This is a genomic window from Armatimonadota bacterium (genome assembly GCA_022563855.1).
Lineage (GTDB): Bacteria > Armatimonadota > Fimbriimonadia > Fimbriimonadales > Fimbriimonadaceae > JADFMN01.
This window is the reverse complement of record JADFMN010000006.1, coordinates 20,225-46,459: the sequence shown is the minus strand read 5'-3', so window position 1 is coordinate 46,459 and position 26,235 is coordinate 20,225. Positions and strand designations below refer to the sequence as shown.

Here is a 26,235-nt window from a genome sequence, read left to right as displayed (position 1 = left end):
GCGGATTCGAAATCGTGCAGATGGAGCCGTCCCCTCAACCGCGCTCCTTCGATCCGCTCAGGATGACGGTCGAGGGGACTTGGCGAGGCACTCAGCACTCAGCACTCGACACTCAAAAGACGAACGGCGCGACAGCCCGTGAGTCCTCGGCCAACTACCTCGGCTCGACCCAAAGATGCCGTGCGACTTCTGCGCCGACGGTGACCTTCTTGCCGTTGACCTTGAGATGGATCAGTCGATCTATTTTTGTTGAACCGACCGCCTCAAACTTCACGCCTGGCTTCAGACCGATCTTCTCAAGGTGTTCGAGGAACTCCTTGCGCTCGTCGCTGATCCGCACGACGGTCAACGGACCGGATGAAGCCTCTTCGAGACGGAAACTGGAATCGGGAGCGTCCGCGTCTATCGGGTTGCCGTGGGGACAGGTCGTCGGATGGCCGAGCTTGTCGTCGATGATGTCGATGATGTCGTCGTTGATGTAGTGTTCCAGCTTACAGGCAAGTTCGTGAACGTCGTTCCAAGGAAGGCCAAGTTCGTCGACGAGGAACCGTTCGATCACGCGGTGCGCGCGCGTCATTTGTCGGGCCATCTTCTCGCCGTGCTTCGTCAGCTTGATGCCCTGATACGGCACGTGGTCAACCAGGCCGAGAGCGGCGAGCTTCTTGATCATGTTCGTCGCCGACGCGGGCGTGACGATCATGTAGGTCGCGATCTCGCCGGTTGTGACCTTGTCCATCTCCTTTTGCAAGCGGTAAATGCCCTCGACGTACTCTTCCACGCTCTCAGTGAAAAGTCGCGCAGATTTGTCCTGCTGACCGGGTCGGCAACTAGCAGGAACTCGCAACGTCATCGGATCGCGGGTCGCCATCGCCAGGATTATACTGGGCGGTTGCGAGCGCGCCTTCTCTTCTTGTCGCGAAACTTCTCAAACTCCTCTTGGAACGGCTGACTGTCGCTATTCAGCGTGGCCCAGGCATGGGACGCGATACCGATGCCCCATCCGAGTATCGACCACATCGCCCAGTCAATCCCCCCGTCAGCCATGACATCGATTCCAACGAGCAGCGCGTTGGTGACCACGTAGCAGAACAGGTGCTGGCGAAACTCGCGCCTTTGCTTGCGTCTGAATTCATCGAACTCATCGCGGTCGATCTTCTGCTGCAAGTACTCATCTTCGGCCTGTTGCAGATCCGAGTCGGATATTCCAAGTTCGTCCGCTGCTTCAAGCATTCGCGCGCGCAGGTCGCCGTGTGAGCCGCCCTGGCGTCGCACGGCCAGCTTTAGAATTTCATCGACGTCTTCGTCCGTCGTCAGTCGGTCTCGCGCGTCATCCATCGTTCATTCATACTGTATACGATTTGTTCACGCGCGGGATGCGAGCATTTATGGTCGATGACTACGCGATTGTGCCGGGCCATCAAAGAAAACCGCTAGACTGGTGCGAAGACGATGAAGAACCTGTTGACTGTTGCCCTCCTGGGGCTGGCATGTGTGTGCTTTGCTGGGGAAACCAAGCTGAAGGTGAGCGGCAAGTCCGGTTTGCGCGGCACGGGCACGCTGGTCAACAGAATTCAGGAGGACGGATCGAAATACGTCCAATTGACCCTCGAGCTGCGCAGCGCGGACGGGCAGATCGTCACGATAATTCAGGAGTCGGTCTACGACAAGCGCGGCTTCCCCATACGAAAGCTCCAGTCAGCGACCTCGCCGGGAGGATCGAAGCAGACGATCATCGCAACGTTCGACTCGACCGGAGTCAACCTCGAAATCCGTTCCGCGGGTGAGAGAGGCACGGGGCGCGTCGAGAGGCCGATTGGCAAACCGATCGCCGCTAAGTCAGAGTTCTGGTTCATCCGCGACAAGATTCCAGCAGGCGGACGCACGACCTTTTTCCGATTCGACTTGCAGACCCGCACATGGGTAGAAACGGTCGTCGTATATATGGGCGAGCGAACGATCACGGTGAACGGCAGACAGGTCAAGACGCACCTCGTCATGTACGACAAGACGAAGGCTTGGGTAGACGACGAAGGTGATCCGGTGCGCATCGAATTGCGGGACAGCGGCACGGTACTCGAGCGAGTTGACTGATATGACGAACCGGATTCGCGTTGGGGTCGTCGGCGCCGCCGGGCGCATGGGGTCCGAAACCTTGCGAGCGCTCGACTCTTGTGAGGATATGCAGCTGACGCTGGCCGTCGATACCGGCGAGAACGTTCAGTCGCCGCTCGTTGGCCTGTCGATCACGAACTTCCTGCCGGAGCCGGTCGAGGACTGCGACGTGCTGGTCGAGTTCACACACGCGGACAGCGCAACGGAGCACGCGGTGCGCGCGGCGAACAGCGGCGTGTGTCCGGTGATCGGGGCGAGCGGCCTTTCGCGATTGCAGCAGGAAGAAGTCTCCGACGCATGCAGACTGAATGGCGTCGGCGGGATTCTCGTGCCGAACTTTGCAATCGGAGCGGTGCTGATGATGCGGTTTGCGGAAGAGGCGGCCCGGTGGATGCCCGATGCGGAGGTGATCGAGATGCACCACGACGGCAAAAGGGATGCGCCGTCGGGAACCGGGATTTATACTGCGCAGTTGATCGCGTCGGCCCGCGGCGAGCCCGGTGAAGACCCGACGCAAGTCGTGAAGTTTGAAGGGGCGCGCGGCGCGTCCGTCGACGGTGTGCACGTTCACAGCGTGCGCCTGCCGGGCCTGGTCGCGCACCAGCAGGTGATGTTCGGCGGCCCCGGCGAGGTGCTCTCGATCCGCCACGATTCGATGAGCCGTTCGTCGTTCATGGAAGGGGTGAAGCTGGCTGTGCGAAAGGTGCAGGGCTTGAGCGATTTCGTCGTTGGGCTTGATAGATTGATGTGATCCGCAGGATAAGTCTTATAAGTCCTGTAAGACATATATTCGCCATGGAACAACTTTCTTCCGACCGATGTTATATACTGTCGAGAGCGATGGGGGCGTCAGGGTTCGACAGAGCCGGACCGACCCTTAGTTGCGAGCCGAGGCGCCGCTGGCCTCGTAAAAAGCGGCAAATAAACGTAACTGCGAACGATAACTTCGCCTACGCAGCCTAAAACTGCTGCGGGCCCTTTGGAACCGTTTTAGCCGGGTCTGAAGCTAGCCGCGTAAAAGCTGAATCGTCCGTTGAGGCTTCCGCCTGCAGCCCAGCGGCCTAAAAAAATCAGGCTAGGTGACCGCGTGGCCCGCCCTCAGGCATTAGCGGACTCTGAAAACTAGTTTGAGGGAGACGCTCGTGGACGCTTTGGGTACGGCGGTTTTGGAAGGGGGTTCAATTCCCCCCGCCTCCACCAGGGATTGAATAGAAGAACGGCCACCTAGCAATAGGTGGCCGCCTTCTTTTTCCCAACGAGGATGTCTAATACTTTTTCTCTTCTGACGCCTTCGGTTCGGCTCCCTCGGCTGCTCCCTCTGCGCCTTCCTCCGTCGCTTCGCCCTCTGCAGCCTCTTCGCCCTCCGCCAATTCCTCGCCCTCGGCGAGCTCTTCCTCGACAACGGCCTCTTCGCCCTCTGCTACAGGAACTTCGAGCGAAACCACCTTGGCTGGCGCGGTCGTCACGATGACCGCATCGTCAGGATGGATCGAGACTACGCCTTCTGGAAAATCAACGTCTGCGATCACGATCTTGTCGTTCGGTCCCATGCCCGAAACGTCTAGCGTGATCGAGGCGGGAATGTCACCGGGCCTCGCCTGCACCTCGATCAACACGAGTGGAACCAACAGAGTCGACTCGCGCTGTTTCACGGCTTCCGGCTCGCCCTCGATGATGACCGGCACCTGCATCTTGATGATGTCGTCCTCCTTGACCTCCTGAAGAGTCAAGTGCACGACCGCACGGCTGATGACGTCGCGCTGGACGTCTTTGATGACGACGTTCATTTGGCGAGATTCGCCATCGACGTCAAGACCGAAGACGGCGACACCGCCTGCGGATCGGATCGTTGACCTCACTTCGCTCGCGGTAGCCTGCACGAGGCGAGTGCCCTTCCCTTTGACGATGAGGGCCATCGGCAAGATGCCCTTCTTGCGCAAGCGGCGCACCTCTGCGCTATTCGCCCTCTCGCGACTCTGGACATGCAACGTAGCCATCAACAACTCCAACACGGCACCGCACTTCGGCGCCAACACAACGGGGCGATTATACCGGAGCCGGGTTCTTGCCTCCGGGCAGCTGGCGTCTCAGGCACCCGCCCAGGCGCGTAGAAAACGCTCCCTCGCGGCATGGGCGCGCTGGACGCAATCGGCGCCTACCGCGTTCAAATGCCCCATCTTCCTACCGTCTCGAACCTCGCGCTTGCCGTACCAGTGGACGAATACAGCGGCGTCTGGCCCCATCGCTGCGGCGACTGCGCCCCGGAGGTTGACAGCCCCCTCGATGCCCAGCAAATTTGCCATGCAGACCTCCTGTCCCGAGAGCGCTGGCAGCGGCAGACCCATGACGAGCCTGATGTGGGCCTCGAACTGGCTGACGCCTCCCCAGTCCAGCGTGTAGTGCCCGGCGTTGTGCGGTCGCGGTGCGATCTCATTGACCTCGATGTCGCCGCTCTCCAACTCGAACATCTCCACGCCGAACAGCCCGAACCCGTCGATCGCCTCGACCGCCGAGACGGCGACTTCGCGGGCGTCCGCGTCGCACGGCAGGACGAGGTCGCACACGAGATTGGACTGGCGTGTCTCGACCGTCGGAAAGCAGGTCGTCTGCTGGGCGCTGCGGCAGACCATGACGCTTAACTCACGCCGGAACGCCACGAACTGCTCTGCCAACCAGCCGCCGTCGCGCCAAAGGCGATTGAAGCTGTCCAGCTCGGCGAGATCGTTTGCGTAGCGCGTCCCTTTGCCGTCGTATCCGCCGAACCGAGACTTCAGCACCATCGGAAAACCGATCTTCGCCACTGCTTCCTCGCCATCGTCTGAAAGCGCGACAGCCTTCGGACTCGGCACGCCGTGTTTGTCGTATGTGCGCCTTTGCAGAAGCTTGTCCTGCGTCGTCTCCAGTGACGACGTTCCGGGCAGCAAGGCGCTCTCTTCGCGTCCGGCTAGCTTCATCGCGTCGCGGATCGTCTCCGCCGGAATGAACTCGTTCTCAAGCGTGACGCGTTCGCAAGAGCGAAACAGCTCTGCGACGTGCATGGTGTCACTCAGGCTGCCGGCGATCGCCTTGGCAACCTGGCTCGCTGGCGTATCGGTTCCCGGGTCGAGCGACAGACAAGCAAGGCCCATTCTCTGGGCGGCGTGAATCGACATGCGCGCGAGCTGGCCGCCGCCGAGGAAACCGATGTCGAACGGCCTCATCTCGTCGCGATCACCTGCTCAGGCCGCACATCGACGATCGTCGTGTGCTCCATGTCTACGTCTCGAATCACACCGATCAGCTCCGTGCCGATCACCTCGGTACCGAGCGCTTGGGCGCTGACTGAGATCGTTTGTACGAGCGAGTCCAGATGGGTTCGATCTGGCTGCGTCAGATTGAGGCTTACTTGCGACATCTCGCGCGATGGTATCGCAAGGCCGAGGGCTCGGACTCCGGCGAACCGCTCGTCGCCCGCCTTGCGGCCATCGCGAATTTCTTTGGCGATCTGCTTGGCGACTCGCCCGTCCTCGGCCTTGAGGTTCACGTTGATCGCGATGAGGAACGGCCTGAGCCCAAGCACAGTTGCGCCGAGCCGCTCGTGCGCGACGTTCGGGCCGAAGTCAGGTTCGATCTTCCGGTCCAAGAGAGAGCCGAATCCGCCTTTTCTGAGCGTTGGCAAGTCCGCTGCGTGGCGTCCGCGCTCTGACAGCTCGTACAGGAAAACCGGCACCTCGAACTTCTCGGCAATCGCCCCCCCGATGGATTCAACCCAGGCATGGAGGTCATTGTCGTCGTCTCGCCAAGGGTGAACGAAAGGACACACATCGAGCGCGCCGATCCGGGGGTGAACCCCGACGTGCCTGTTCAAATCAACCCTGTCGAACGCCTCCCCGCACATCGCGATCAGGCAGCCCTCAACGGCGTCGGTCGAGCCGGAAAAAGCGCTCACCGTGCGGTTGTGGTCAACGTCGGAAGCCAGGTAGTGCACGTCCACGGCGCGTTCGCTCAAGATCGAATCGAACCGCCGCAGCAAGTCCGTGTCGCGCCCGAAAGACCAGTTTGGCACCGTAAGAACCCGCATGCTTAGGCCAGACCGACGATGTTGTAACCACTGTCGACGTAGATCAGCTGGCCGGTCACGCCTCGACTTAGGTCGGACATCAGATAAACGGCGGTTGCGGCCACCTCGCTCTGGCCATAGTCGCGCTTCAACGGAGCCTTCTCCTTGACCGTTTCGATCATCTCGATAAGTCCTTTCACTCCACGAGCCGAGACCGTGTTCATCGGACCTGGGCTGATCGTGTTGACGCGAATACCCCGGCCACCGAGGTCCTGCGCCAAGTACCGAACCGTCGATTCCAGCGCCGCCTTTGCGACGCCCATTACGTTGTAGTTGCCGACAGCGCGCGACGACCCGAGGTACGACATGCACATCACGCTTGCGTCGTCGTTCATGATCGGTTCGAGGGCGCGGCAGAGCGCGACTAGCGAATAGCACGACACGTCCATCGCCACTGCGAATCCGCCGCGAGATGTTTCGATGAAACGGCCCTCTAAGTCCTCACGCTTTGCAAACGCGGCCGAGTGAACGAAGAAGTCGATCTTGCCAAGCCTGTCGCTGACGTCGCTGACCAGCGCTTCTATCTGATCGTCGTCGCAGAAGTCCACGCAGAACGTCTTCATCCGGTCGTTGCCCTCCGCTAGTGCGTTCACCCGCGACAGCGTCTTCTCATTGACTGCGCCAACGCCTACTTCGGCGCCGTGAAGCGTTGCGGCCTCGGCACACGCCCAACCAATGCTGTTCTTGTTCGTGACGTTGAGCACAAGACCCCGTCTGCCTTCCAGCAACATGCGTGGATTATGGCAAAAAAAGACGCCCCGCCGAGGCGGGACGCCGAATACCCGTTGTCAGCTGTCGCTGACTCGTGTTTTGCGGTTAGCTTGTTGTCCTCGGATGTTAAATCGCCCCTGTTGGCCCGTAAGCGAGGTGCAAAGCGAGCCTACATCCAGCACAATGGTTGGCGCAGGGAGCAGGCATCCTTAGGGCGGATCCGTGAATTCGCACCAGCGTCGAAAGGCGAAATCAGCCTTTGAATTTTGGTTGGCATAGCTATAATGAGGCTAGCGGACAGATGGCTGAGTGGTCGAAAGCGCTCCCCTGCTAAGGGAGTAGGAGGCGAAAGTTTCCTCCCGGGTTCGAATCCCGGTCTGTCCGCCAGAACGAATTCGCCGAAGCATGAACATCCTGTTGGCAGCTATAGCGCTGAGCACCGCGAGTCCGTCGATCGGGACTGACGAGCCTCTCGACACCTATCTCAAACTGAGAGCCGAGCACAAAATCGTCCAGTCCGCAGGCGTTGCGGCGTTGGAGACGCTCGTCGGCGAGCGAACGCTTGAGGTCTCTGGGACGGTGTCCGGAGCTATCGACGGTCCGGCGGGAATAACGCTGATCATCAACTCGACGACCGGAAGACCGATTCTCGTGGAGTGCAGCGAAGTTCCCGAGTGGCTGACGGTAGGCGGCGTCCGAGCCCGGCTTCTCGTGAGCGCCAGCAGGGCGACCGAATTCTCCGATCCGGAAATAACGCTGCTCGGCGTCATTCCTGAACACGAAATCGCGAAGTACGAGATGCGAAAAGCCGCTGAAGCGCGAAAACGGCAGGACGAGATCGCAAAGTCGAATTCAGAGCGGCCGAAGCAGTTGCCTGGCGAGATTCCGCTCCTCACGCAGCCGACAAAGGAGAACACACCGGTCATTTCTGCGCAGGTCGCGGCTGTTCTCCCCCAGTACATGGGGTTCATCCGGCACTACAACAAGAAGCTGTCGGATGACGAGGTGTATCAGATCGCGCTCGGAATCGTCGCATACTCCGTTCAGTACGGCGTTGACGCCAGGCTGATTCTCGCGATGGTGCTCGCCGAGAGCGGATTTGACCCGACCGTCGTCAGCGGCGCAGGCGCGATGGGGCTCGGCCAGCTCATGCCTGGAACGGCCAAGGCGCTGGGCATCGCCGACCCGTTCGACATCAGCCAGAATCTGTACGGGACCGTTCGCACGATCCGCGGTCATCTCGATCGCCAAGGGAAGGATGCCGAGGACGAGTATGAGAAATTGATTCTGGCGCTTGCGGCGTATAACGCCGGGCCAGGAGCGGTCAAAAAGTACGGCGGCATCCCACCCTACAAAGAGACCGAAGCGTACATCGCAAAGGTCGTCAAGATGTACCGGCGTCTATGCGGCTACAGCGACGACTAGGACGAAGGCTTTGGCGTAAAGCTGGTACCGCATCCGCAAGACCGCACCGCGTTGGGATTGTCGAACGAGAACCCCCCGCCGATTAGATTCCCGGTCCAAACAAGCGTCGCGCCGTTCAAGAACGCTGCGGACTTGGCGTCGCACACGAACTCAACGTCGTCGATTCGCTTAGAAAGATCGAACTTGGACGGTTTCGTGTCCAGTCGAAAAACGTATTCGAGCCCGCTGCACCCACCGCCCTTCACTCCGAGTCGGACAAAACAACCTGGCTCGCCCTTTCGTTCGATGAGCCTCTTGACCTGCGCTAGCGCCTCTTCGGTAATCGATACCGGAAAGTCGACCGGATTCGGCGTTTCGGACACAGCGTTCTCCATGGACTTGCGGTGAGTCGCTACGACTTGCCCCTCCCCGGTCCTGTGGCAGAACCGGACGCTGCGCTCAAGTGTATCGGAATCGGTGAGCTGTTGCAGATAATCTGATCCAATGTGAGACGGTCCGTCACCGAGTCCACCGCCGATTGGATGTCGCTCCAAAGGGAGTGCAGTGCGCAGTCAGAAGTATGCACACATTCGTCGACCGTGCCCGAATATCTCGAACAGTGCTCATCGGCGAACAGCCGTCCACCGAGGCAATCCAAGGCCTCTCGAATTCTGATCTGTGAGGCGGGACGGGCCAGGGCGTATCCGCCAGCTTGGCCACGCGTGCTGTTGATAAACCCGCTCTTGCGAAGAAGCGCGAGCAGCTTCGCAACGTGGGACTGCGTCAGTCCCTCGGCCTTTGCTATTACCGGGATAGTCATCGTGCCCCCATCGTCAGCCCCCGCAAGCGTCACAAGGCATCGAAGCCCGTACTCTTCCTGTGCACTGAATTTCATCTTGCTTTCACGCTCCTGCCCTGTGAATCAACCTGATTGTGACTCTGTATTATATTCATTATATTGTTGGCAAGGTTACGGCTGTATTTTACATCAAGCCCAACTCTAGCCTGATATGTTCCGGAATTCTGTCGATTGTGAACGGCGGGTCCCACACCATGGTGACCTTGCACTGCTTGACTCGATTCACTGCCGCCGCACTGTTTTCGACCTCGAGCGGCAGCGTCTCGGCGACCGGACAAGCAGGCGATGTCAGCGTCATGTCGATTCCCACGTTCCCTGCCTCATCAACCTCGATTCCGTAAATCAAGCCAAGATCGTAGACGTTGACGGGGATTTCGGGGTCGAACACGGTCCTGATCGCCTCGATCACCTCGGACTCGACCATCGAACGCTCGATGGAATTCAGCTTGTTTTCGTCCTTCACTCGATCAATTCGGTCTGGCATTTGTCTTTTCACTCGGTCGTAACTGGGTCAGGGTCTTGCAGCAACGCGCTCTTCAGGGCGTGCCAGGGCAGGGTCGCACACTTGATTCGATTAGGATACTGCCGTACGCCCGAGAGGCAGTTTAGCTCGCCCAAGTCGTCTGAATCGCCGTCTGCTGCACCAACAACGGATTTGTGGAATCGATCGAAAAGCTCGAGCGCCGCCTCGACCGGTTTGCCCTTGACCAGTTGGGTCATCATGGAGGCGCTGGCCGTCGAGATGGCGCAGCCGCTACCGGAGAACCGAATCTCCTGGACCACACCGGCTTGAACCGTAATCTGGACCTTTACGTGATCCCCGCAGAGGGGATTGAAGCCCTGTGCCGTGTGGGTTGGATTCTCGATCTCTCCAAAGTTCCTCGGCTTGCGACCGTGGTCCAAGATGATCTCTTGATACAGATCGCTGAGGCTCAAGAGAAGATCTCCTTGGCGTGTGCGACGGCGGAGACCAGCTGATCGACGTCTTCGACAGTGCTGTACGCAGCAAACGACGCGCGCGTGGTCGCGGGTACGCCCATCCTTCTCATCAACGGCATGCAGCAGTGGTGGCCTGCCCTAACGGCGACGCCGTACTTGTCCAAGACCGTGCCGACGTCGTGCGGGTGAGCGCAGTCCATGACGAACGAAACTATGGCAGCTTTGTTCTTCGCCTCGCCCACAATTCGCACGCCCCCGAGTTCGCGCAGCGCCGACTCCGCCTTTCGCATCAGCGCATCTTCGTGCTTGGCTGCAGCATCTACTCCGATTCCACCGATGAAGAGGAGAGCTTCGCCAAAGCCGATGGCTCCGGCTACGTGCGGGGTTCCCGCCTCAAACCGTCCCGGCGGATCTGCGTATGTGATTTCACCTATCGCTACCGATTTAATCATCCCTCCGCCGCCCTGATATGGCCGCATTGCATTCAGTAGCTCTTTACGACCGTAGAGAGCGCCAAAGCCCATCGGACCGTACACTTTATGGGCGGACATCGCGTAGAAATCGACGTCCAACGCCTGGACGTCTACCGGAACGTGCGCCAGCGCCTGCGCGCCGTCGACGACGGCAACGGCACCGACGGAGTGCGCCATTTTGACGATCTCCCGAATCGGAGAGATCGTGCCGGTTGCGTTGCACACGTGCTTGACCGCAACCGCTTTCACCCGCTCGGTCAGCATGCCCTCCAGCTCTTCGAGGTCCAACTCCGCCGAATCTGTCACGGGAATCGATCGCAAACGCGCTCCCGTCTCGTCAGCCACCAACTGCCAAGGCACTATGTTCGAATGGTGCTCGAGCCCTGAGATCAGTATCTCGTCGCCTTCGCGCAAATTGGCCTTTCCCCAAGAGCTGGCGACGAGGTTGAGAGATTCCGTGCACCCCTTCGTGAATACGATTTCGTCTACCGACGCAGCGTTGACGAAGGCTCGGACGTTCTCGCGGGCCCGCTCGAACCCCTCAGTCGCCCTATCGCTCAAGGCATGGGCGCCGCGGTGTACATTCGCGTTGTCATGGCGGTAGAACCGATCCATTGACTGCAACACGACCTCAGGACGCTGGGCGGATGCCGCGCTGTCCAGATACGCCAACGGATAACCATTGATCGTTTGGTGAATGGCCGGAAACTGATCTCTTACTCTTCCAACGTCCAAAAGCTGTGCCTGCATATCAAAGAACCGGAAACCCTAGTATCGCGAGCAGGATTCCACGAGTTCAGTTTAGCTTGGAATTCTCGCGCCTGATCGATTCTTTACAAAAAAAGGAAGTTTGATGAGAATTGGTGGGCCCGACGTGATTCGAACACGTGACCTCACCCTTATCAGGGGTGCGCTCTAACCAACTGAGCTACGGGCCCGCAAGCGGGTGAATTCTACCAGAATTGTCGGTTCAATCCGAGTCCACCGGGAGTCGTTCGGGCCTGATTCCCGACTAGGCCCGGTCAGTCATGTCCTTGGTGTGCCGTGACCATTCTCGTCGATGGAGCGTCCGAATAGCAGAGCGCATAGACAAACACGCAATGCCCTCGATATACTCCTGTAAGTCAGGTTGTACGGAACGTGTAGCGATGAAGATTCTTACGATGGCTTTGATACAGCGATTTCTGTTGGCGATATTAGCGTTGACGTTCGCAGGAACGGCTTTAGCGGACTTTGACGGACCTGCGCCTATCGCCTGGCGCTGGGCGGAGCGAATCAACGCCCGGCCATCTGGTTCTCCGATTGTCGAGAACGGTCGCGTATATGCGGCAGTTGGGTCGCGCATGTACTGCCTCGACCTGGAGACCGGCAATCAGATATGGCGGTACCCACTGGGCGCGCCTCTCGAAACCAACTTTCTCACCGGTGCGATGTTGGCCGGCGACGTGCTGATAGCCGCCGACGATGACAAGACCGTGTACGCCGTCGACAAGGAGACTGGAAAACGCCTGTGGCTTTACCTTGCGGACAGTTCTATCATCTCGACTCCAGTTTTCGCTGCTGACAGCGTCGTGTTCGGCATGGCGAGCGGTGAAATCATGGCCGTCAATCTGACGACGGGCCAACCGATCTGGCCCAACGCGATCAATCTAGGCGAAAGCCTGTACTCCTCGATGGACACATGGCAGGACAACGTCATTGTCTTCACCAGCGCAGCAAAGATTTACTCGATCAGCATCGTCACGCGCCGGATCAACTGGGTCAAGAGCTTCACGCGTCTGTCGCCGACGGTCGGAGCGAAAGTCTACGGCGACGTGATCTATCTCAATTCGGACAACTACGTGAACGCTCTGCGAGCGAACTCGGGACGCCCGATCTGGCAGAGGCTGATCAGAGGACGTCTGTTATATGAGCCCGCCGTCTCGACAACTGGAGTTGCCGTGGTAACAGAATCGGGAATCCTCTACTCGCTCAATATCGGCAACGGACGCCTGATGACCGGCAACGGCGTTGACCTTGAATCGCTGCCAGTTTCCAGCCCGCTGTACGCTGGCGACCACGTAATCGTGCCAACCGCTAACGGATCGGTCAACATGGTCCATCCGGTCACTGGCGACGTCGTTTGGAACTTCACCGTACCGCCGATGATCAAGGGTCTTAAGTACACGGTGAGCGGTGGCGGCACCGGTGCAGGTGCCGGTGCTGGCAGTGGCACTGGCCGGGCCGGAGACGGTGGCCTTGGTGGAGGAGGTGGAAGCGGGGGCCAAACTGCCGGCAGCAGCGACGACGCTGAAATCGAAATCAAGTACGTGATCGCAGCCGCTGCGCCAACGATCGTTGACGACACCATGCTCATGCTTGCCCGCGATGGCAGCATCCTCTCATTCGACGATAAATTCGGCGTCGATCTGACGCCTCCGAGCGTGAGGATGGCGTGGCCGAACGCTGGCGATCAGATTTCTGGAGCACCTCCGACGATTCTCGTATTCATTGCGCAAGACCTAGGATCTGGAATCAACTTCGACACGCTGCAGGTTGCGATCAACGGCACGATCTACAATCACGAAGTGGATCGCGAAGGGCGGATTTGGATTCGGATTTACTCGAACACCGTTAATCGGCCAATGGCTGAAGGCAGAGCGCAAATCAACGTCAGCCTCTCGGACTGGATGGGCAATCGCAGCGCCACAACCTTCGTGCTGACCGTTGACAACGATATCCGTACGGCCTTGGGCGGTCCAAGACGACTGGATGACAACACGGGCGATGCTGGCAACCGCGGCGGATTGGGCGGCGGTGGCGGTGGTTACGGTGGCGGACGCGGAGGCGGAGGCGGAAGAACCGGCGGAGGCGCATAACCACGCAAAATCGCCCCTCGACACTCTTTTGGCAGTATCTGCTCGCCGCGGAGTTGCCGGCATCGAAGTCCCAAGAGATCCTTCAATCTCTTGGGACTTCGAACGTTGACCCAATCTCTTTCTTGAGATCACATAGGTATGTCAGCGACGGCGCCCGCCAGAAGATGCAGAAGATCGATCCCGAACTGCTGGAGAAGTCGGTGCGCTCAGGGGTGCACATCGTCACAGAAGAGTCGTACGGGCCGGACCTGCTCGCCATACAAAACCGTCCGCCGGCGATGTTTGCTTGGGGCGACGCCTCGGTCCTACAGCGGCCAATGATCGCCGTCATCGGCACAAGGGCTGCCACAACGTACGGCAAAGCTGTTGCTCGAAAATTCGCCGGCGCGTTTGCGCGCTCCGGTGCGGTCGTTCTCAGCGGCGGCGCCCTGGGCATCGACGCGCAAGCGCACGAGGGCGCCTTGGAAGCAGGCGGACCAACGATCGCGGTCCTCGCCAACGGCGTGGAACACGCTCAACCCCCGAAGAACAAGCCGCTGTTCAATAGAATCCGAGAGTCCGGATGCCTGGTCAGTCCGTTCGCCGTCGGCATGCCTGCCCTGGAGTACTGCTTCCCGATCAGGAATAGCCTGATCGCTGCCATGGCGAAGGCCGTTCTACTGGTCGAAGCGCCCGAAAGGTCGGGCGCGTCCATGGCGTGCACCGCCGCAGCAGAGCTGGGGCGCCCGGTCTACGTCGTGCCAGGCACGATCGACATGCCGCACTTCCGCGGATCGCACAACATGATTCGCGACGGAGCGACGCTCGTCTACCATCCGGATCAAGTCTTGGAGGATCTGCAACTTGAGCCGCTCGGAGAGGAACCGGTCGAACGGGACTTGACAAGCGTGCAGCAAAGCATCGTCGACGTCCTGTCGGCAAATCCGCAGCCTGCGGACGTGATCGTCAGCGAGCTTGGGCTGGAGTCACCCGAGATTCTCTCCGAGTTGACGCTGATGGAGTTGGACGGGGTGGTTGTAAAAACGGAACTAGGGTATTCAATCAAGCCGTGAACGAAGTCGTAGACACGTTAGGCTCAGAAGGATTCGGCACGTATGAAGTCGATTGGTCCGTAACGCCACCCGGCATAAAGCGAGTCGACAAGCAGCCTTCCGCTCTCGTGATCCCGGGTTTCGTCGATATTCACATCCACGGCGCGTACGGGATCGATTTCATGTCAGCCTCCCAGAGCGATATGCTCGATCTTTGCGAGAGGCTCGAAGAAGTCGGATACGAGATGTTCTTGCCCACGACGGTGACGGCAGCAGCAGCAGACGTTGCGACCGCGCTGTCGAACATACCAGATCATGGTCTGATCGGCGGATTCCATCTGGAAGGGCCGTTCATCAGCACGGAGTACCCTGGAGCTCAGCCAAAGGAGCACATTTGCGAAGCACCCGATGGCCCCGGCGAGTGGGATGCGATACTGGACGACCCACGGCTGAAGGTCGTCACGATCGCGCCAGAGACTCCTCGCGCCCTGCAACTGATCGCCAAGCTCAACTCCAACGGCGTCATCGCGAGCATGGGGCACACGAACGCCACGCACGACGAGGCGCGTGCGGGTTTCGACCACGGGGCAGCGCACACCACTCACACGTTCAACGCAATGCGCCCCCTCCACCACCGAGAGGCTGGCACCGTCGGTTACGCGCTGCTCAACGACGCGCTGCGGTGCGAGCTCATTTACGACCGGCTGCACGTGTCCCCCGAGGCGGCAGGGCTTCTGTTCAAGAGCAAGCCGCCTGGCGGGGTCCTTGCTGTCAGCGACAGTACAATGGCGACCGGCATGCCACCTGGCCAAAAACTGAACATGTGGGGAATGGAGTGCGTCACTGGCCCAAAAGAGGTGAGGTTGCTGTCGAACGGCGCGCTAGCGGGCAGCGCCATCACGCTCCTTGATGCATTCCGCAACCTGCACGACGACTTCGGCCCGGAAATCGCGATACGCGCGTGCTGCCTGAACCCTAGGTCTGCGCTGAGGCTTAGCGATCCGCCGAGTGTGTACTTGGAACTGGACAAAGAGCTGGGAATCGTCGAGCGCCGAATGATGAAACCATGATCGGTCAGTGCGTATGAAGCCAGAGGAAACCAAAAGCGGCGGTTCTCGCACGGGTGTCCTAGGCAGACTCAGTCACCGGCTGCTCGGCAGTCCGATACACAGACGATTCGCCAGCCACGAGCGAATGGTGATCCCGATCGCTTTGGCCGTGTTCGCCTCCGACGCCCTCTCGTCGACGGCGTACGCGAGCGAGGAGATTATGCACCAGCTCAAGGCCCAAGGGCCTGGCGCAATGTGGTATCTCGTCCCGATTTCCGGCGCGCTCATCTTGCTGCTGTGGACGGTTATCTTCAGCTACTATCAGACGATCAACGCGTATCCTAAGGGCGGCGGCTCGTACCGGGTCTCTTCAGAAAACCTCGGAAAGAGCTTCGGACTCGTTGCTGGCGCCGCTCTGCTGATCGGCTACGTACTCACCGTTGCCGTTTCCGTTTCGGCTGGAGCAAGCGCGATCATTGCCATGGCCCCCGGCACGCACAGCTTCGCGGTTCTGATGGCGTGCTCGGCGGTCATCGGGATCACATTTGTCAATTTGCGCGGTGCGAAGGAGAGCGGCGCGGTCTTTGCGCCGCCAACGTACTCTTTCATCCTCCTGATCGGCGTTGTCATCGGCCTTGGCGTTTGGCAGGCGACCATGGGCGGGGCTGAACGAGCGATGCCTGAGTTCGACGCGAGTGCGACGATGAAACCGCTGGCCGGGCTGTTCCTGGCGCTCTTTCTGTTCAAAGCGTTCGCTGCCGGCTGCACTGCGCTGACTGGGACGGAAGCGATCGCCGACGGCGTCATGGCGTTCAAGGCGCCGGAGGCGCGGAACGCCTCGAAGACGATCGTCGCCATGGGCTGCGTCATGTCCGTCCTGTTCGGAGGGATCTCCTGGGCAGCGTACTACTTCGGTATCACGCCGATGGAATTCACCGACGCCAATTACCGGCCCGTCATAGCCCAGATCGTCGTCGAGATGGTCGGCGAGGGGTGGCTGTTCTACGCTACTCAGGTCGCGACGGCCATGATCCTCGTCTTGGCCGCAAACACCGGTTACGCCGACTTCCCGCGCCTTTCGATGTTCATCGCCCGCGACGGCTATATGCCTCGGCAGCTCGCTTCGCTCGGAGACCGACTGGTCTACCAAAACGGGATCATCTTGCTGGCGGTCCTGTCAATCGTGCTGATCGTCGCGATGCGGGCCGACACACACGCGCTCTTGCCCATGTACGCGATCGGCGTGTTCTTGTCGTTCACCCTCAGTCAGGCCGGAATGGTGAGATGGTGGAAGAAGCGGGGCCGGACGTCTTGGAAGAAGTACGTGAGCCTCTTTGGCGCAATCGTGTGCGGAGCCGTCGTCATCGTGCAATTGCTGACGCGCTGGACCGAGGGTTCGTGGATAACTATAGCGGCGATCGGACTGGTGATGTACGGCTTCATTCGCATCAAACGACATTACGATTACCTCGCTCGAGAGCTGAACATTCGTCCGGGGGATGAGGCCGTCACGTACACAACAACCGTCTTGCTGTTGGTGCCCAGGCTGCACCGCGGCGTGCTCAAGGCGATTTCGTACTCGCGGACCGTTTCCGACGACGTGCGCGCGGTTCACGTCATCCTGGACTCTGACAGTGTTGCGCAAGTAAAAGAGGAGTGGCAGAAGATCGGCGCCGACATGCCGCTGGTAATATTGGAATCGCCGTATCGATCACTGATTCGACCGATACTAGAGTACGTCGATCAAACGATTGAAGAGGCAGACGACCCGAACCACATGGTGACGGTGATCGTAGCAGAGGCAGTGCCCAGGAATCGATTGCAAAGCCTGCTGCACAGCAACGTAGGACTGTTCTTGAAGCTGGCTCTCGGGGGGAGGCGGAACGTAGTGATTAGTAGCGTGAGGTACTTCCTCTAATGATAGTTGAATCGTACGAAGACGTGATCATCCTCTCAGGGGCGTTGCGCTCGAACTTTTGGGAGACGATCCACACAGCGATCTCTCTGACGTTGAAGCGTCATCCGACCGGCGTCATCATCGACTGCAGCGGAATCACGGAGATCACGCCAGACGGAGCGGAGACGTTTCACGATGCCATCGACTTCGTCGCAGAGCACAAGCAGGCAAGGATCGTCGTCGCAGCAGTATCCGAGGAGATGTTGGAAGTCTTGCGCAGCGTGCCCGAAGTGCGCTCGCAACTACCGATCGCCGAGACCGTTGAGGCCGCGCGCAAATCCTTAGACCTGCTGGTCGAGAACGACGACGACGAACCGAAAAAACGGAAGCGAGAGCCGGAGGTGCGAGCCTACGACCGCATAATCCTCGCCGTGCTATCGGGCGACGAGAGCGACGAAGAGCTGTTTCACGTCGCTAACGAATTCGTCAGTACGCTCCCTGCCAAGGTCGTTCTGCTATTCCCGATCATCGTGCCGCGAAACTTGCCGCTTCAGGCTCCGATGCCGGAGCTGGAAGACCGTGCTGTTCGGGCGTTCGACACTGGCAAGGAACGGTTGAAGCAGTACAAGACCGCGCACGAACTGCGCTTAGAGCGGGCTAGGGACCTGCCGGGACTCATCCATGACGTGGCCGAAGAGGTCGACGCCGCTCGCGTGATCTTTGCGCTTTCGAAAAGAAGTCCTGACCAGCAGGAAGAAGGCATTAAACTGATCTCAGCCATCTTGCAGAGAGTGAACCGGTCGGTCGTCATCGTCCGCGGCGCGGTGCGCGACTAATCGCTGGCGGCCTTCTTCAACCGATCCAAGACGGCCTCCCAATCCGGCGACTCCGGCGGCATCTCCACGGCGATTTCACGCACGCCGTCTTGATCAAGGCTTCTCAGTGCCGCGTACAGGTTGGCAGCATAGGCCCGAGGGTCCAGCGGCATACGAATCTGACCCGAGCACGGCTCACCTTGAAGCTTCAGTCCAACTTGGCCGTCGGCTACAGCGGTCACAAGAATGAGTTTCGCCTGCGGCGCGTAGTGCCGAGGGTACATTCCGGGGCTAGCTTTGACGTTTGGCGGAGGGTGATGGCCAAGCGGGCCGCCAACGACCGCCTGTACTTGAGCCCGGGTGACACCTCCGGGCCGCAGCACGCGCGGATGATCGCCGGAGAGATCAACGACCGTACTCTCGAGCCCGACGTCGCACCGCCCACCGTCCAAAACCATCTCTGCGCCCTCGCCGATCTGAGGATCGATCGCGTCGGCTGAAGTAGGCGACAGACCCATGAACGGATTGGCGCTTGGGGCAGCGATCGGTCCGCCAACCTCCCGGATAAAGTCGAGGGCGACCGGGTGCTGAGGAACTCGAACTGCGATGGTATCCAGTCCTCCCGTCGTCTCCTTCGGCACGGTTGCCTTTCGTGGGAGCACGAGCGTAAGCGGCCCCGGCCAGAACCGCTCCGCAAGCCGCTCGCAAGCGTCCGGCCAAGATTCCGCGACATCGCCGAGGCTGTCAAAGTCCGCAATGTGAACGATCAACGGATTCTCCGTGGGGCGCCCCTTCACCTCGTACACCTTGCGAACGGCCTCAACGTTCAGTGCGTCACAGGCCAGTCCGTACACGGTCTCCGTCGGAATCACGACGAGCCCCCCTTCGCGCAGGACGCGGGCGGCCTCCTTGATACTCTCTGTAGTAGCCTTCTCTATCCTCACTGAACGGCTTTCAGCATAGCCTCTCGCGGTGCGGATTTGCCCGTCCACCACTCGAACGACCGGGCCCCCTGGGCAACTAGCAGCGCTCTGCCGTCCAACGCGACTTGGATACCGTACCGCTGCGCTTCGCTCTGAAACACCGTCGGCCCATCCGCATAGAAGACATCGATAGCTACGGCTCCCTCGGGCGCTTGGTCCCAAAGTACGGGAAGGCTCTCTCCGGCCATGCTCGCCGACGTCGCGTTGACGATGATCTGACAGCCATCTGGGTCTGGCACATCGAGGACAGTTGCGGACACGCCGCGCTGTTCGACCACTGCGTCGATTTTCTTGCGCGTTCGATTCCAACACGCGACTTCGAACCCTGCGTCCGCAAGCGCTACTATGAACGCCTGTGCCGTTCCCCCAGCGCCGAGCAACAGCAGCCTACACGGTGTTGCAACGTCGAGGGACTTGATTACGTCGAGAAAGCCCGGGGCGTCTGTGTTGATCGCCTCGCGATCTGAGAGGCGCAACGTGTTTACAACGCCCATGCGCCGTTCCAAGTCGGGAGTGTTCATCGCCCATCGGAACGCCGCTTCCTTGAGCGGAATGGTCACGTTGACTCCGAAATAACGGAGTGACAAGAGATGCTCCATCGCCTCGTCGAACTCCTCGAGCGGCACGCGAACAGCGATGTATTCATCGGCCAGGCCATGCGCGCGGAACGCGGCGTTCTGCATCTGTGGGGAGAGCGAGTGGGCGACGGGATCGCCGACAACCGCGTACTTTGCTGCGGGAGCGCTCCGCCATTCGTGTGCTTCGTTCATGGTGTTTTCTTGAACGCGTAGAAGCGCTGACCTGTAAAATTCCATACCGCAACGGTTGCAGCGGCGAAAATGATCGCAAGCCGGAACGACCACCTTTCGCCGCCAGGCATAACCGCCGAGAAGAACGTCGTGAGCGCCGTGTTCAAGACCAGTCCAGTGACAGCTACCATCAGGAACTTCCCGAACTGGATTCCTCGCTCCTCCTTGCTGCGAATCCTGAACGTCCACCTGCGATTCCAGACGAAGCTGTTGACGATCGCGACCGCCGCTGCGACGCCCGAGATCGGAACTATGGCAGCAAGAATCGGCTCACGAGCAGCGAATCCAAAGAGCGTCGGCAGGTTGTCGACCAACCACCGGCCAAGCGCGTCGCTCATCTGACCGTCGCCGTACGGTATTGCGAAGCGCAGAGTCATCTTGATGCTGTAGTCGATCACGAACGATGACCCGCCGACGATGCCAAACTTCAAAACCTGCCAGAACAGGTCTCCACGAAAGAACCCCGGCTTGCTGCCCGCAGGCTGCTCGATGAAGTCGAAGATCACTCGACCGATCACGCGCTCGATGTTCCGACTGACGATCCGCGTTCCAAGAAACTCGCGCTTGGCGACAGGGCGTATCCATATCGCGTCGATCCCTGCGCGGTTTGCGCCAAGCACGTCCGTCAAGAGCTGGTCGCCGATCATCACCGCCTCCTCTGCAGCGACGTTGTATCTTTCCAACGCCATGAAGTACATCTGTCTGCTCGGCTTGAACTTCGCGCGGATGTACTGCACGCCGAGCATTTCGCTCAGAACCTTGAGACGCTCCGGGTGGCGGGTGTTGCTGAGGATGCAGAACTGGAAGCCAAGGGACTTCCCCTGCGCCAGCCACTTCAACACGGCGGACGGAACGTCGTTGCCCCGCCACGGCAGAAGCGTGTTGTCCACGTCGAGCATGATCAACGTCTTGCCGGATGCCTTCAGTGCTTCAAGGTTCACTTCTTGGACTGTCGCGAGAGACTCGTGCGGGCTGAACTTGCGCAGCATGCTCGGCATTTCGTCGCGTGCGTACTTGCCGGTTTGGAATCGGCTCAAGGCTGTGCTACCTCGGCTGGCGGAATGAACTGGTCAGGGTTGCGAATCGCCCTGCGATGCTCGTCGTAGCTCTTCGTGAAGATGTGCTCCATGCTACCGGGCGGCGCATAGTAATAGTAGTAATCGTGCTCGGCGGGGTTTATCGCTGCCTTGATGCTTCGCCACGCCGGCGAACCGATCGGCCCCGGCGGCAGGCCACTGTTGCGGTACGTGTTGTATGGCGAGTCGACGGTTCGCGTCTCCCCTGCTTCAAGCGTGCGCCACTCCTGTAGCGCGTACATGATCGTCGCGTCTATGTCGAGCGTCATGTTTGCCTTGAGGCGGTTTTCGATCACGCCGGCGATCATCGGCCGGTCCTTCTCGACTGCGGCCTCCAGCTCGATCATCGATGCAATAGTGATGAAGTAGCGTACATCTGGTGGCGCCCACCCCGCCCGCAAACCTACGTCTTCGTCCCACTTGGATAACTTAACGAACTCGTCCAACACCTTTGTTTCGAACGTCCGCAGTTGCATCAGGATAACGTTCTTGGCACCGAGCAGCGGAGGAAAGTCGTACGTGTCGGGATAGAGATACCCTTCTAGCGAACCCTCAGGCAAAGGAAAGTCGACTGCGTCTTCAAACTTCGAGGGATCGTTTGCAAGCGCAATGTACTCTTCAGCCGAACAGACGTTGTGGTCCTCCAGCACCTGCGCTGCGCGCGCGATCCACCAGCCTTCAGGAATGCGCACCATCTGCACGAGCGGCGAATTCATCGCCTTCAAGATCTCGTCGGTCGTCATTCCCGGGTGAAATCGATACGTGCCAGAAGACGGCGGCACGCCTTTCTTCTGCAGGCGGCAGTACAGCAGAAACACGCGCTCGTTGCGGATCACGCCGCGCAGGGCAAGATCGGCGACCGCGCCAAAAAACGTAGACCCTCTGTCGTACCGGATGAGAAACTCTTCGCCCGGCGGGGTCGGCCTCAACCCCTCGATGTACCATGACCGGGTCAGGAGGCCGGCTACCACGAGGCCGACGGTCAGGCCTCCGGAAAAGTACAGCCAGCGTTTACCTCTCTTGGTCAAAGAACCTCTCCAAAATCCTGCACGCTGCCTCGCCGTCCACCTTTCTTCGTCGTTCGCTAGCCTTCAGCCCTGCGTCCTGCATCGCTTGTTCCGACTCGCCGCTGGTCAGGGACTCATCGACGTACTCGACCCGTCTGTCGAGCTTCACGATTTCGTCGCCAAGCATTCTGCATACGCGCGACATCTTAGTCTCCTCGCCCGAATCAAGCGCTAGTCCAATCACGATGGCATCGGCGTTTTCGGCAGCGGCGATCTCGACAAGCGCCTTCGCGTCGAGAGCTAGAGTTCCAGACGCGTCGAGGTTCGGTTTCGCACTCACGATTCCGAATTCGGACTCGCCTGTAGCGAGTCCGATGTGCCTGCCGCCGAAATCGACGCCGAGAACCCTCATCGGTCGCCTGCACCTCCCAAGTCGTCCATCTCTCCAGAGTTTGACGCATGGTGGATCAATGCGTTTAGGCACCGACGCAGTTGAGCTGCTTACAGGTCACTTAAGTTTCAGCGTGCGCTCGATGAGGTCGAAGCCGGGCTGTAGCATATCGCGGTCTGTCTCGTAGGCGAATTCTGTAACTACGAGGGTCTTTTCACCCTCACTGTAGCAGAAGATGCGGCAACTGACGCTTGCGCCGATCGTGCGTCCCTTCTTGTACACTCCCTGGCCTTGAAACGACCCGTAGGTGTCGAAATAAACCGTCTCAGAATTCTTGAGATAATCCTCCCAAGTCACTAATTGCTCCACTAGGGTTTCTTGCGGATCGGAATTGAACTCTTCAAATGTGACCGCGACGTAAGAGCCGCCAGGCGTCTCGATGTAAACGTAGTGATCAATATCATAATACGGCGTTTCTGGGTCGGGTACCCAGTTGCCGGGGTATTGAAACTCGAACGCCGCACGGTCGACTGACGCAGGATTCCGGACGTCCGCGTCTTCTTCGACCATGTCGAACCCGCTGAACATCTCCTTGCCGAACTCCGAGGTCGCAACCCCGATAATGAACCCCAGAACACCACCCCCAAACGCACAGACCGCCGCGATCAGAGCGACGATTCCCCAATTCGGCCTCGACATGCTTGAGAATCTACCATCCTTGCGTCTCGCGCTGCGCTGACACGCGTTCCTGACTCGCGCTTCGCTGACACGGGGAGCGTCGCCCGGCATCGTGGATGCGTCGGCCGCTTTGCTGTCGCCTAGTTGTCGCCTAGTCGTCGTCCCTTTCATCATTCATCCCTCATCATTCATCCCTCATGCCTCTGCCAACTGCCAACTGGAGGGGCGAACGGCGCGACAGCCCGTGAGCATCCGAGCGGTCATTTGGCCTGCCGGGTAGCCTCGCGCACTATGATCCGCATCGAGAGCCTGCACGTCTATCCGGTTAAATCCTGCCAGGGTATCTCCCTACAAGAGGCGACCGTCGGGCCGCGCGGGTTTCTCTTCGACCGCCATTGGGTCGTTGTGGACGGCGACGGCAAGAAGCTCACCCAGCGCGACATCACTTCGATGGCGACTGTGGGAACTTCGCTCTCTTCCGCCGCTCTCACGCTTTCTGCTCCGCATCATTCGGATATTTCTGTTCCTCTCGCAAACGAACTCTGTGTGCGAATGAACGTGGACGTATGGGGCAACGAATGCACGGGACTCGATGAAGGCGACGAATCCGCCGCGTGGTTCTCCTCGGTGCTTGATTCATCTTGCCGGCTGTTGCGATTTGATGAGACGTCTTTTCGCGAATTGGATCCGGAGTGGATCGGCGACACGAAGGCGACCGCCGCGTTCTCCGACGTGCTCCCTTTCCTGATCGTCAACACCGCGTCGCTCGACGCGCTGAACGAGATGCGCGCCGCGCGCGACATGCCGCCTTGCCCGATCGACAGGTTCCGCGCCAACATCGTGCTGAGCGGTTTGGAGGCGTGGGCGGAGGACGATGTCCCAGCGCTCCAAATCGGTGAAGTCAAGATCGATCTGACAAGACCGTGCAGCCGCTGCAGAGTTCCGAGCATCGATCAACAGACCGGAATCGAAGAGGACTACGGAAACCTCGAAGTGCTCGCCGAAGAGCGGCGGTTCAAGAACTACATCGACCGCCCCGGCGCGATGTTCGGCGTTCAGGGGATGTGCACGCGCGGCGAGAGCAGGACTCTAAGTGTCGGCGACGACGTGACGATCGTCGAGCAAAGCGCCAGCCTGCCATCCGTTCCGCGCCTGTTCTGAGTCCAATTGGGGCGGGAGCGTCCGCGCTGTCTCATCCATCGTGCTCCTTCGATCCGCTCAGGATGACGATGGATGAGAAAGCCTTACGCTCTTAGATCCCGCGATGGATTGAGATTGCGGGATACAGGTATTGAGGATACCGTCAGAGGAATAGTGACCGGTCAACCCCGCTCCGTCATCCTGAGCGGATCGAAGGAGCACGGAGCGGGGCCGAACCCAGCACTAGCGACGATGGGTCTTATAAGACTTATACGACGTATGCGCTATCGCGCCCGGTAACCTTTGGCCGTGGACATCTCCGGCACTTTGAACAGCCTCGGCGTGGCGCCCCCGACCGGCGACTGGGCGGTGACGACTCCGATCGACGGCAGCCAGATCGGCGGCGTGCGCTTTGACACGGTCGAAGAGGTCGATGCGAAGATCGCAAAGGCGACAGAGGCGTTCAAGGAGTGGCGCGACGTGCCGGCGCCGCGGCGCGGGGAGCTGGTGCGGATCTTCGGAAACGTCCTGCGCGACAACAAGGAGGATCTCGCGCGGCTGATCACCATCGAGTGCGGCAAGATCATCGAAGAAGGGCGCGGCGAGGTGCAGGAGATGATCGACATATGCGATTTCGCCGTCGGCCTTTCCAGGCAGCTTTATGGACTCACGATCAAGAGCGAGCGCCCCGGCCACACGATGCAGGAGAACTGGCTGCCGCTCGGCCCGGTCGGGATCATCAGCGCGTTCAACTTCCCGGTCGCGGTGTGGGCTTGGAACAGCGCGCTCGCTTTGGTTTGCGGTGATACGTGCGTCTGGAAACCGAGCGAGAAGACCCCGCTGACTGCGCTTGCTTGCCAGTCGCTGTTCGAGCAGGCGGTGATACAGTACGGCGGAGCGCCGGATGGGTTGTCGGCAGTCGTGATCGGGGCGCGAGAGGTCGGCGAGCAGATGGTCGAGGACGTACGTCTCAAACTCATCTCTGCGACCGGTTCGACGCGCATGGGACGCGCCGTCGGCCCTCGCGTGGCGGTGCGATTTGGACGATCGCTCTTGGAGCTCGGCGGCAACAACGCGATCATCGTTACGCCTTCTGCGGACCTCGATGTCGCGCTGCCGAGCATCCTTTTCGGCGCGGTCGGAACTGCGGGTCAAAGATGCACGAGCACGCGCCGCGTGATCGTCCACGAGTCGATGGCCGACGACGTCTACAGCCGCATCAAGACTGCGATGCAAAACTTGCACGACCGGATCGGCAACCCGCTGGACGAGGGCACGATCATCGGCCCGCTGATCGACAAGGACGCGTTCGACAACATGCAGAGGTCTTTGAACGCGGTCAAAGAAAACGCGCAAGAAGTCACCGGCGGAGAGAGGGCTCTCGCCGACAAATACCCCGACGCCTTCTACGCGCAACCCGCGCTCGTCAAGATCGGCGCGATGGACGACACAGTGCGAAAAGAGACGTTCGCCCCGCTCATGTACGTCATCCCCTATACGACGATCGAAGACGCGCTGGAGATCCACAACGCCGTCCCGCAAGGGCTCAGCAGCGCGATCATGACAACCGACTTGCGCGAGGCCGAGTTCTTCAAGATGAACAGCGACTGTGGCATAGCCAACGTCAACATCGGCACCAGCGGCGCGGAGATCGGCGGCGCGTTCGGCGGCGAAAAAGAGACCGGCGGAGGCCGCGAATCCGGCTCTGACGCGTGGAAGGCGTATATGCGCCGCCAGACCAGCACGACGTACTACGGAACGGAGAAGCCCGAGCTGGCACAAGGCGTCAAGTTCGACGTTTAGCCGTGCAGGTCTGGAGACCCGCACCACCATGGAGGACGTCGCTCCGTCGCAGCCAGTACGAATGACAGCAGCTGTTTGGCAAGTTTGGACTTGGTTCCATA

27 protein-coding genes, 2 tRNA genes and 1 other RNA gene are annotated in these 26,235 nt (G+C 59.8%); 12 read left to right on the top strand and 18 right to left on the bottom strand.

Features of this window, described 5'->3' with window-relative positions; translation table 11 throughout:
* Nucleotides 1-154: 154 nt before the first annotated feature.
* Together IH944_08855 and IH944_08850 are read right to left on the bottom strand one after the other, a co-directional pair.
* The gene (locus IH944_08855) at nucleotides 155-868 is read right to left on the bottom strand and encodes a metal-dependent transcriptional regulator (GenBank protein ID MCH7904656.1); all 714 of its coding nucleotides are present in this window, start codon (nucleotides 866-868) and stop codon (nucleotides 155-157) included.
* Nucleotides 869-876: 8 nt separating this feature from the next.
* Nucleotides 877-1,335 carry a 2TM domain-containing protein gene (locus IH944_08850; protein ID MCH7904655.1) on the bottom strand — a complete coding sequence of 153 codons (459 nt, stop codon included), beginning with the start codon at nucleotides 1,333-1,335 and terminating at the stop codon, nucleotides 877-879.
* Nucleotides 1,336-1,449: 114 nt separating this feature from the next.
* Here IH944_08850 and IH944_08845 point away from each other — a divergent pair, with 114 nt between their 5' ends.
* The 3 genes from IH944_08845 to ssrA all read left to right on the top strand — a co-directional run bounded on the left by IH944_08845 (nucleotide 1,450) and on the right by ssrA (nucleotide 3,312).
* Nucleotides 1,450-2,091: a hypothetical protein gene (locus IH944_08845; protein MCH7904654.1), complete on the top strand. Its 642-nt coding sequence runs from the start codon at nucleotides 1,450-1,452 to the stop codon at nucleotides 2,089-2,091.
* A gap of 1 nt (nucleotide 2,092) precedes the next feature.
* Nucleotides 2,093-2,863: a 4-hydroxy-tetrahydrodipicolinate reductase gene (locus tag IH944_08840; GenBank protein MCH7904653.1), complete on the top strand. Its 771-nt coding sequence runs from the start codon at nucleotides 2,093-2,095 to the stop codon at nucleotides 2,861-2,863.
* 91 nt (nucleotides 2,864-2,954) lie between these two features.
* Nucleotides 2,955-3,312: a transfer-messenger RNA gene (gene ssrA, locus IH944_08835) on the top strand.
* A gap of 65 nt (nucleotides 3,313-3,377) precedes the next feature.
* Here the strand turns inward: ssrA and IH944_08830 are convergent.
* The 4 genes from IH944_08830 to IH944_08815 form a co-directional block, all read right to left on the bottom strand.
* Nucleotides 3,378-4,109 carry a 50S ribosomal protein L25 gene (locus IH944_08830; protein ID MCH7904652.1) on the bottom strand — a complete coding sequence of 244 codons (732 nt, stop codon included), beginning with the start codon at nucleotides 4,107-4,109 and terminating at the stop codon, nucleotides 3,378-3,380.
* A gap of 90 nt (nucleotides 4,110-4,199) precedes the next feature.
* Complete coding sequence (locus IH944_08825) at nucleotides 4,200-5,312, bottom strand: ATP-grasp domain-containing protein (GenBank protein ID MCH7904651.1); 1,113 nt, start codon at nucleotides 5,310-5,312, stop codon at nucleotides 4,200-4,202.
* Nucleotides 5,309-6,172, bottom strand: coding sequence for a hypothetical protein (locus tag IH944_08820; GenBank protein ID MCH7904650.1), 864 nt, complete (start codon nucleotides 6,170-6,172; stop codon nucleotides 5,309-5,311). Before IH944_08820 ends, IH944_08825 begins: the two co-directional genes overlap by 4 nt.
* A gap of 2 nt (nucleotides 6,173-6,174) precedes the next feature.
* On the bottom strand, nucleotides 6,175-6,942 hold the full coding sequence (locus IH944_08815) for an enoyl-ACP reductase (GenBank protein MCH7904649.1): 768 nt from the start codon (nucleotides 6,940-6,942) through the stop codon (nucleotides 6,175-6,177).
* Nucleotides 6,943-7,217: 275 nt separating this feature from the next.
* Between IH944_08815 and IH944_08810 the strand changes: the two genes are divergently transcribed.
* Nucleotides 7,218-7,309, top strand: a tRNA-Ser gene (locus IH944_08810).
* A 411-nt stretch (nucleotides 7,310-7,720) separates the two neighbouring features.
* Nucleotides 7,721-8,347 carry a lytic transglycosylase domain-containing protein gene (locus IH944_08805; GenBank protein ID MCH7904648.1) on the top strand — a complete coding sequence of 209 codons (627 nt, stop codon included), beginning with the start codon at nucleotides 7,721-7,723 and terminating at the stop codon, nucleotides 8,345-8,347.
* Here the strand turns inward: IH944_08805 and IH944_08800 are convergent.
* The 6 genes from IH944_08800 to IH944_08775 form a co-directional block, all read right to left on the bottom strand.
* Nucleotides 8,344-8,721, bottom strand: a complete 378-nt coding sequence (locus IH944_08800; protein MCH7904647.1) for an iron-sulfur cluster assembly accessory protein — start codon at nucleotides 8,719-8,721, stop codon at nucleotides 8,344-8,346. The two genes, IH944_08805 and IH944_08800, sit on opposite strands and share 4 nt — an antisense overlap.
* A gap of 17 nt (nucleotides 8,722-8,738) precedes the next feature.
* Nucleotides 8,739-9,221: an Rrf2 family transcriptional regulator gene (locus IH944_08795; GenBank protein ID MCH7904646.1), complete on the bottom strand. Its 483-nt coding sequence runs from the start codon at nucleotides 9,219-9,221 to the stop codon at nucleotides 8,739-8,741.
* Nucleotides 9,222-9,309: 88 nt separating this feature from the next.
* Nucleotides 9,310-9,669, bottom strand: a complete 360-nt coding sequence (locus IH944_08790; GenBank protein ID MCH7904645.1) for a DUF59 domain-containing protein — start codon at nucleotides 9,667-9,669, stop codon at nucleotides 9,310-9,312.
* A gap of 8 nt (nucleotides 9,670-9,677) precedes the next feature.
* Nucleotides 9,678-10,121, bottom strand: a complete 444-nt coding sequence (locus IH944_08785) for an SUF system NifU family Fe-S cluster assembly protein (GenBank protein ID MCH7904644.1) — start codon at nucleotides 10,119-10,121, stop codon at nucleotides 9,678-9,680.
* Complete coding sequence (sufS, locus tag IH944_08780) at nucleotides 10,118-11,332, bottom strand: SufS family cysteine desulfurase (protein ID MCH7904643.1); 1,215 nt, start codon at nucleotides 11,330-11,332, stop codon at nucleotides 10,118-10,120. Before sufS ends, IH944_08785 begins: the two co-directional genes overlap by 4 nt.
* Nucleotides 11,333-11,458: 126 nt before the next feature.
* Nucleotides 11,459-11,535: transfer RNA gene (locus tag IH944_08775), tRNA-Ile, on the bottom strand.
* Between the two features lie 210 nt (nucleotides 11,536-11,745).
* Between IH944_08775 and IH944_08770 the strand changes: the two genes are divergently transcribed.
* The 5 genes from IH944_08770 (at nucleotide 11,746) to IH944_08750 (ending at nucleotide 18,268) form a co-directional block, all read left to right on the top strand.
* Nucleotides 11,746-13,455, top strand: coding sequence for a PQQ-binding-like beta-propeller repeat protein (locus IH944_08770; GenBank protein MCH7904642.1), 1,710 nt, complete (start codon nucleotides 11,746-11,748; stop codon nucleotides 13,453-13,455).
* Between the two features lie 122 nt (nucleotides 13,456-13,577).
* Nucleotides 13,578-14,507 carry a DNA-protecting protein DprA gene (dprA, locus tag IH944_08765; GenBank protein ID MCH7904641.1) on the top strand — a complete coding sequence of 310 codons (930 nt, stop codon included), beginning with the start codon at nucleotides 13,578-13,580 and terminating at the stop codon, nucleotides 14,505-14,507.
* Nucleotides 14,504-15,556: an amidohydrolase family protein gene (locus tag IH944_08760; protein MCH7904640.1), complete on the top strand. Its 1,053-nt coding sequence runs from the start codon at nucleotides 14,504-14,506 to the stop codon at nucleotides 15,554-15,556. The genes dprA and IH944_08760 overlap by 4 nt, the downstream gene beginning before the upstream one ends.
* A 13-nt stretch (nucleotides 15,557-15,569) precedes the next feature.
* The gene (locus IH944_08755; protein MCH7904639.1) at nucleotides 15,570-17,453 is read left to right on the top strand and encodes an APC family permease; all 1,884 of its coding nucleotides are present in this window, start codon (nucleotides 15,570-15,572) and stop codon (nucleotides 17,451-17,453) included.
* Nucleotides 17,453-18,268, top strand: coding sequence for a hypothetical protein (locus IH944_08750; GenBank protein ID MCH7904638.1), 816 nt, complete (start codon nucleotides 17,453-17,455; stop codon nucleotides 18,266-18,268). Before IH944_08755 ends, IH944_08750 begins: the two co-directional genes overlap by 1 nt.
* On the opposite strand, the gene IH944_08745 is transcribed toward IH944_08750, so the two are convergent.
* The 6 genes from IH944_08745 to IH944_08720 form a co-directional block, all read right to left on the bottom strand.
* A complete protein-coding gene (locus IH944_08745; protein MCH7904637.1) occupies nucleotides 18,265-19,191 on the bottom strand; it encodes a threonylcarbamoyl-AMP synthase in 927 nt (308 codons plus the stop codon). The two genes, IH944_08750 and IH944_08745, sit on opposite strands and share 4 nt — an antisense overlap.
* Nucleotides 19,188-20,000: a shikimate dehydrogenase gene (locus tag IH944_08740; protein ID MCH7904636.1), complete on the bottom strand. Its 813-nt coding sequence runs from the start codon at nucleotides 19,998-20,000 to the stop codon at nucleotides 19,188-19,190. Before IH944_08740 ends, IH944_08745 begins: the two co-directional genes overlap by 4 nt.
* Complete coding sequence (locus IH944_08735) at nucleotides 19,997-21,076, bottom strand: YqeG family HAD IIIA-type phosphatase (protein ID MCH7904635.1); 1,080 nt, start codon at nucleotides 21,074-21,076, stop codon at nucleotides 19,997-19,999. The genes IH944_08740 and IH944_08735 overlap by 4 nt, the downstream gene beginning before the upstream one ends.
* The gene (gene mltG, locus IH944_08730; protein MCH7904634.1) at nucleotides 21,073-22,143 is read right to left on the bottom strand and encodes an endolytic transglycosylase MltG; all 1,071 of its coding nucleotides are present in this window, start codon (nucleotides 22,141-22,143) and stop codon (nucleotides 21,073-21,075) included. Before mltG ends, IH944_08735 begins: the two co-directional genes overlap by 4 nt.
* Nucleotides 22,127-22,534 (bottom strand): Holliday junction resolvase RuvX, encoded by a 408-nt coding sequence (gene ruvX, locus IH944_08725; GenBank protein MCH7904633.1) that lies wholly within the window; start codon nucleotides 22,532-22,534, stop codon nucleotides 22,127-22,129. The genes mltG and ruvX overlap by 17 nt, the downstream gene beginning before the upstream one ends.
* Before the next feature lie 96 nt (nucleotides 22,535-22,630).
* Nucleotides 22,631-23,212: a hypothetical protein gene (locus IH944_08720; protein ID MCH7904632.1), complete on the bottom strand. Its 582-nt coding sequence runs from the start codon at nucleotides 23,210-23,212 to the stop codon at nucleotides 22,631-22,633.
* Between the two features lie 270 nt (nucleotides 23,213-23,482).
* Here IH944_08720 and IH944_08715 point away from each other — a divergent pair, with 270 nt between their 5' ends.
* Both IH944_08715 and IH944_08710 read left to right on the top strand, forming a co-directional pair.
* Complete coding sequence (locus tag IH944_08715) at nucleotides 23,483-24,352, top strand: MOSC N-terminal beta barrel domain-containing protein (GenBank protein ID MCH7904631.1); 870 nt, start codon at nucleotides 23,483-23,485, stop codon at nucleotides 24,350-24,352.
* Nucleotides 24,353-24,634: 282 nt separating this feature from the next.
* Nucleotides 24,635-26,134: an aldehyde dehydrogenase family protein gene (locus tag IH944_08710; protein MCH7904630.1), complete on the top strand. Its 1,500-nt coding sequence runs from the start codon at nucleotides 24,635-24,637 to the stop codon at nucleotides 26,132-26,134.
* The last annotated feature ends 101 nt before the right edge of the window (nucleotides 26,135-26,235 follow it).

Coding starts and splice junctions, on each gene's coding strand:
- IH944_08720 (MCH7904632.1), bottom strand. CDS start 23,212: ATGTCGAGGCCGAATTGGGGAATCGTCGCTCTGATCGCGGCGGTCTGT.
- IH944_08715 (MCH7904631.1), top strand. CDS start 23,483: ATGATCCGCATCGAGAGCCTGCACGTCTATCCGGTTAAATCCTGCCAG.
- IH944_08820 (MCH7904650.1), bottom strand. CDS start 6,172: ATGCGGGTTCTTACGGTGCCAAACTGGTCTTTCGGGCGCGACACGGAC.
- IH944_08795 (MCH7904646.1), bottom strand. CDS start 9,221: ATGAAATTCAGTGCACAGGAAGAGTACGGGCTTCGATGCCTTGTGACG.
- IH944_08855 (MCH7904656.1), bottom strand. CDS start 868: ATGGCGACCCGCGATCCGATGACGTTGCGAGTTCCTGCTAGTTGCCGA.
- IH944_08830 (MCH7904652.1), bottom strand. CDS start 4,109: ATGGCTACGTTGCATGTCCAGAGTCGCGAGAGGGCGAATAGCGCAGAG.
- IH944_08840 (MCH7904653.1), top strand. CDS start 2,093: ATGACGAACCGGATTCGCGTTGGGGTCGTCGGCGCCGCCGGGCGCATG.
- IH944_08800 (MCH7904647.1), bottom strand. CDS start 8,721: ATGGAGAACGCTGTGTCCGAAACGCCGAATCCGGTCGACTTTCCGGTA.
- IH944_08805 (MCH7904648.1), top strand. CDS start 7,721: ATGCGAAAAGCCGCTGAAGCGCGAAAACGGCAGGACGAGATCGCAAAG.
- IH944_08770 (MCH7904642.1), top strand. CDS start 11,746: ATGAAGATTCTTACGATGGCTTTGATACAGCGATTTCTGTTGGCGATA.
- IH944_08750 (MCH7904638.1), top strand. CDS start 17,453: ATGATAGTTGAATCGTACGAAGACGTGATCATCCTCTCAGGGGCGTTG.
- IH944_08850 (MCH7904655.1), bottom strand. CDS start 1,335: ATGGATGACGCGCGAGACCGACTGACGACGGACGAAGACGTCGATGAA.
- ruvX (MCH7904633.1), bottom strand. CDS start 22,534: ATGAGGGTTCTCGGCGTCGATTTCGGCGGCAGGCACATCGGACTCGCT.
- IH944_08740 (MCH7904636.1), bottom strand. CDS start 20,000: ATGAACGAAGCACACGAATGGCGGAGCGCTCCCGCAGCAAAGTACGCG.
- IH944_08790 (MCH7904645.1), bottom strand. CDS start 9,669: ATGCCAGACCGAATTGATCGAGTGAAGGACGAAAACAAGCTGAATTCC.
- IH944_08845 (MCH7904654.1), top strand. CDS start 1,450: ATGAAGAACCTGTTGACTGTTGCCCTCCTGGGGCTGGCATGTGTGTGC.
- IH944_08825 (MCH7904651.1), bottom strand. CDS start 5,312: ATGAGGCCGTTCGACATCGGTTTCCTCGGCGGCGGCCAGCTCGCGCGC.
- IH944_08815 (MCH7904649.1), bottom strand. CDS start 6,942: ATGTTGCTGGAAGGCAGACGGGGTCTTGTGCTCAACGTCACGAACAAG.
- IH944_08755 (MCH7904639.1), top strand. CDS start 15,570: ATGAAGCCAGAGGAAACCAAAAGCGGCGGTTCTCGCACGGGTGTCCTA.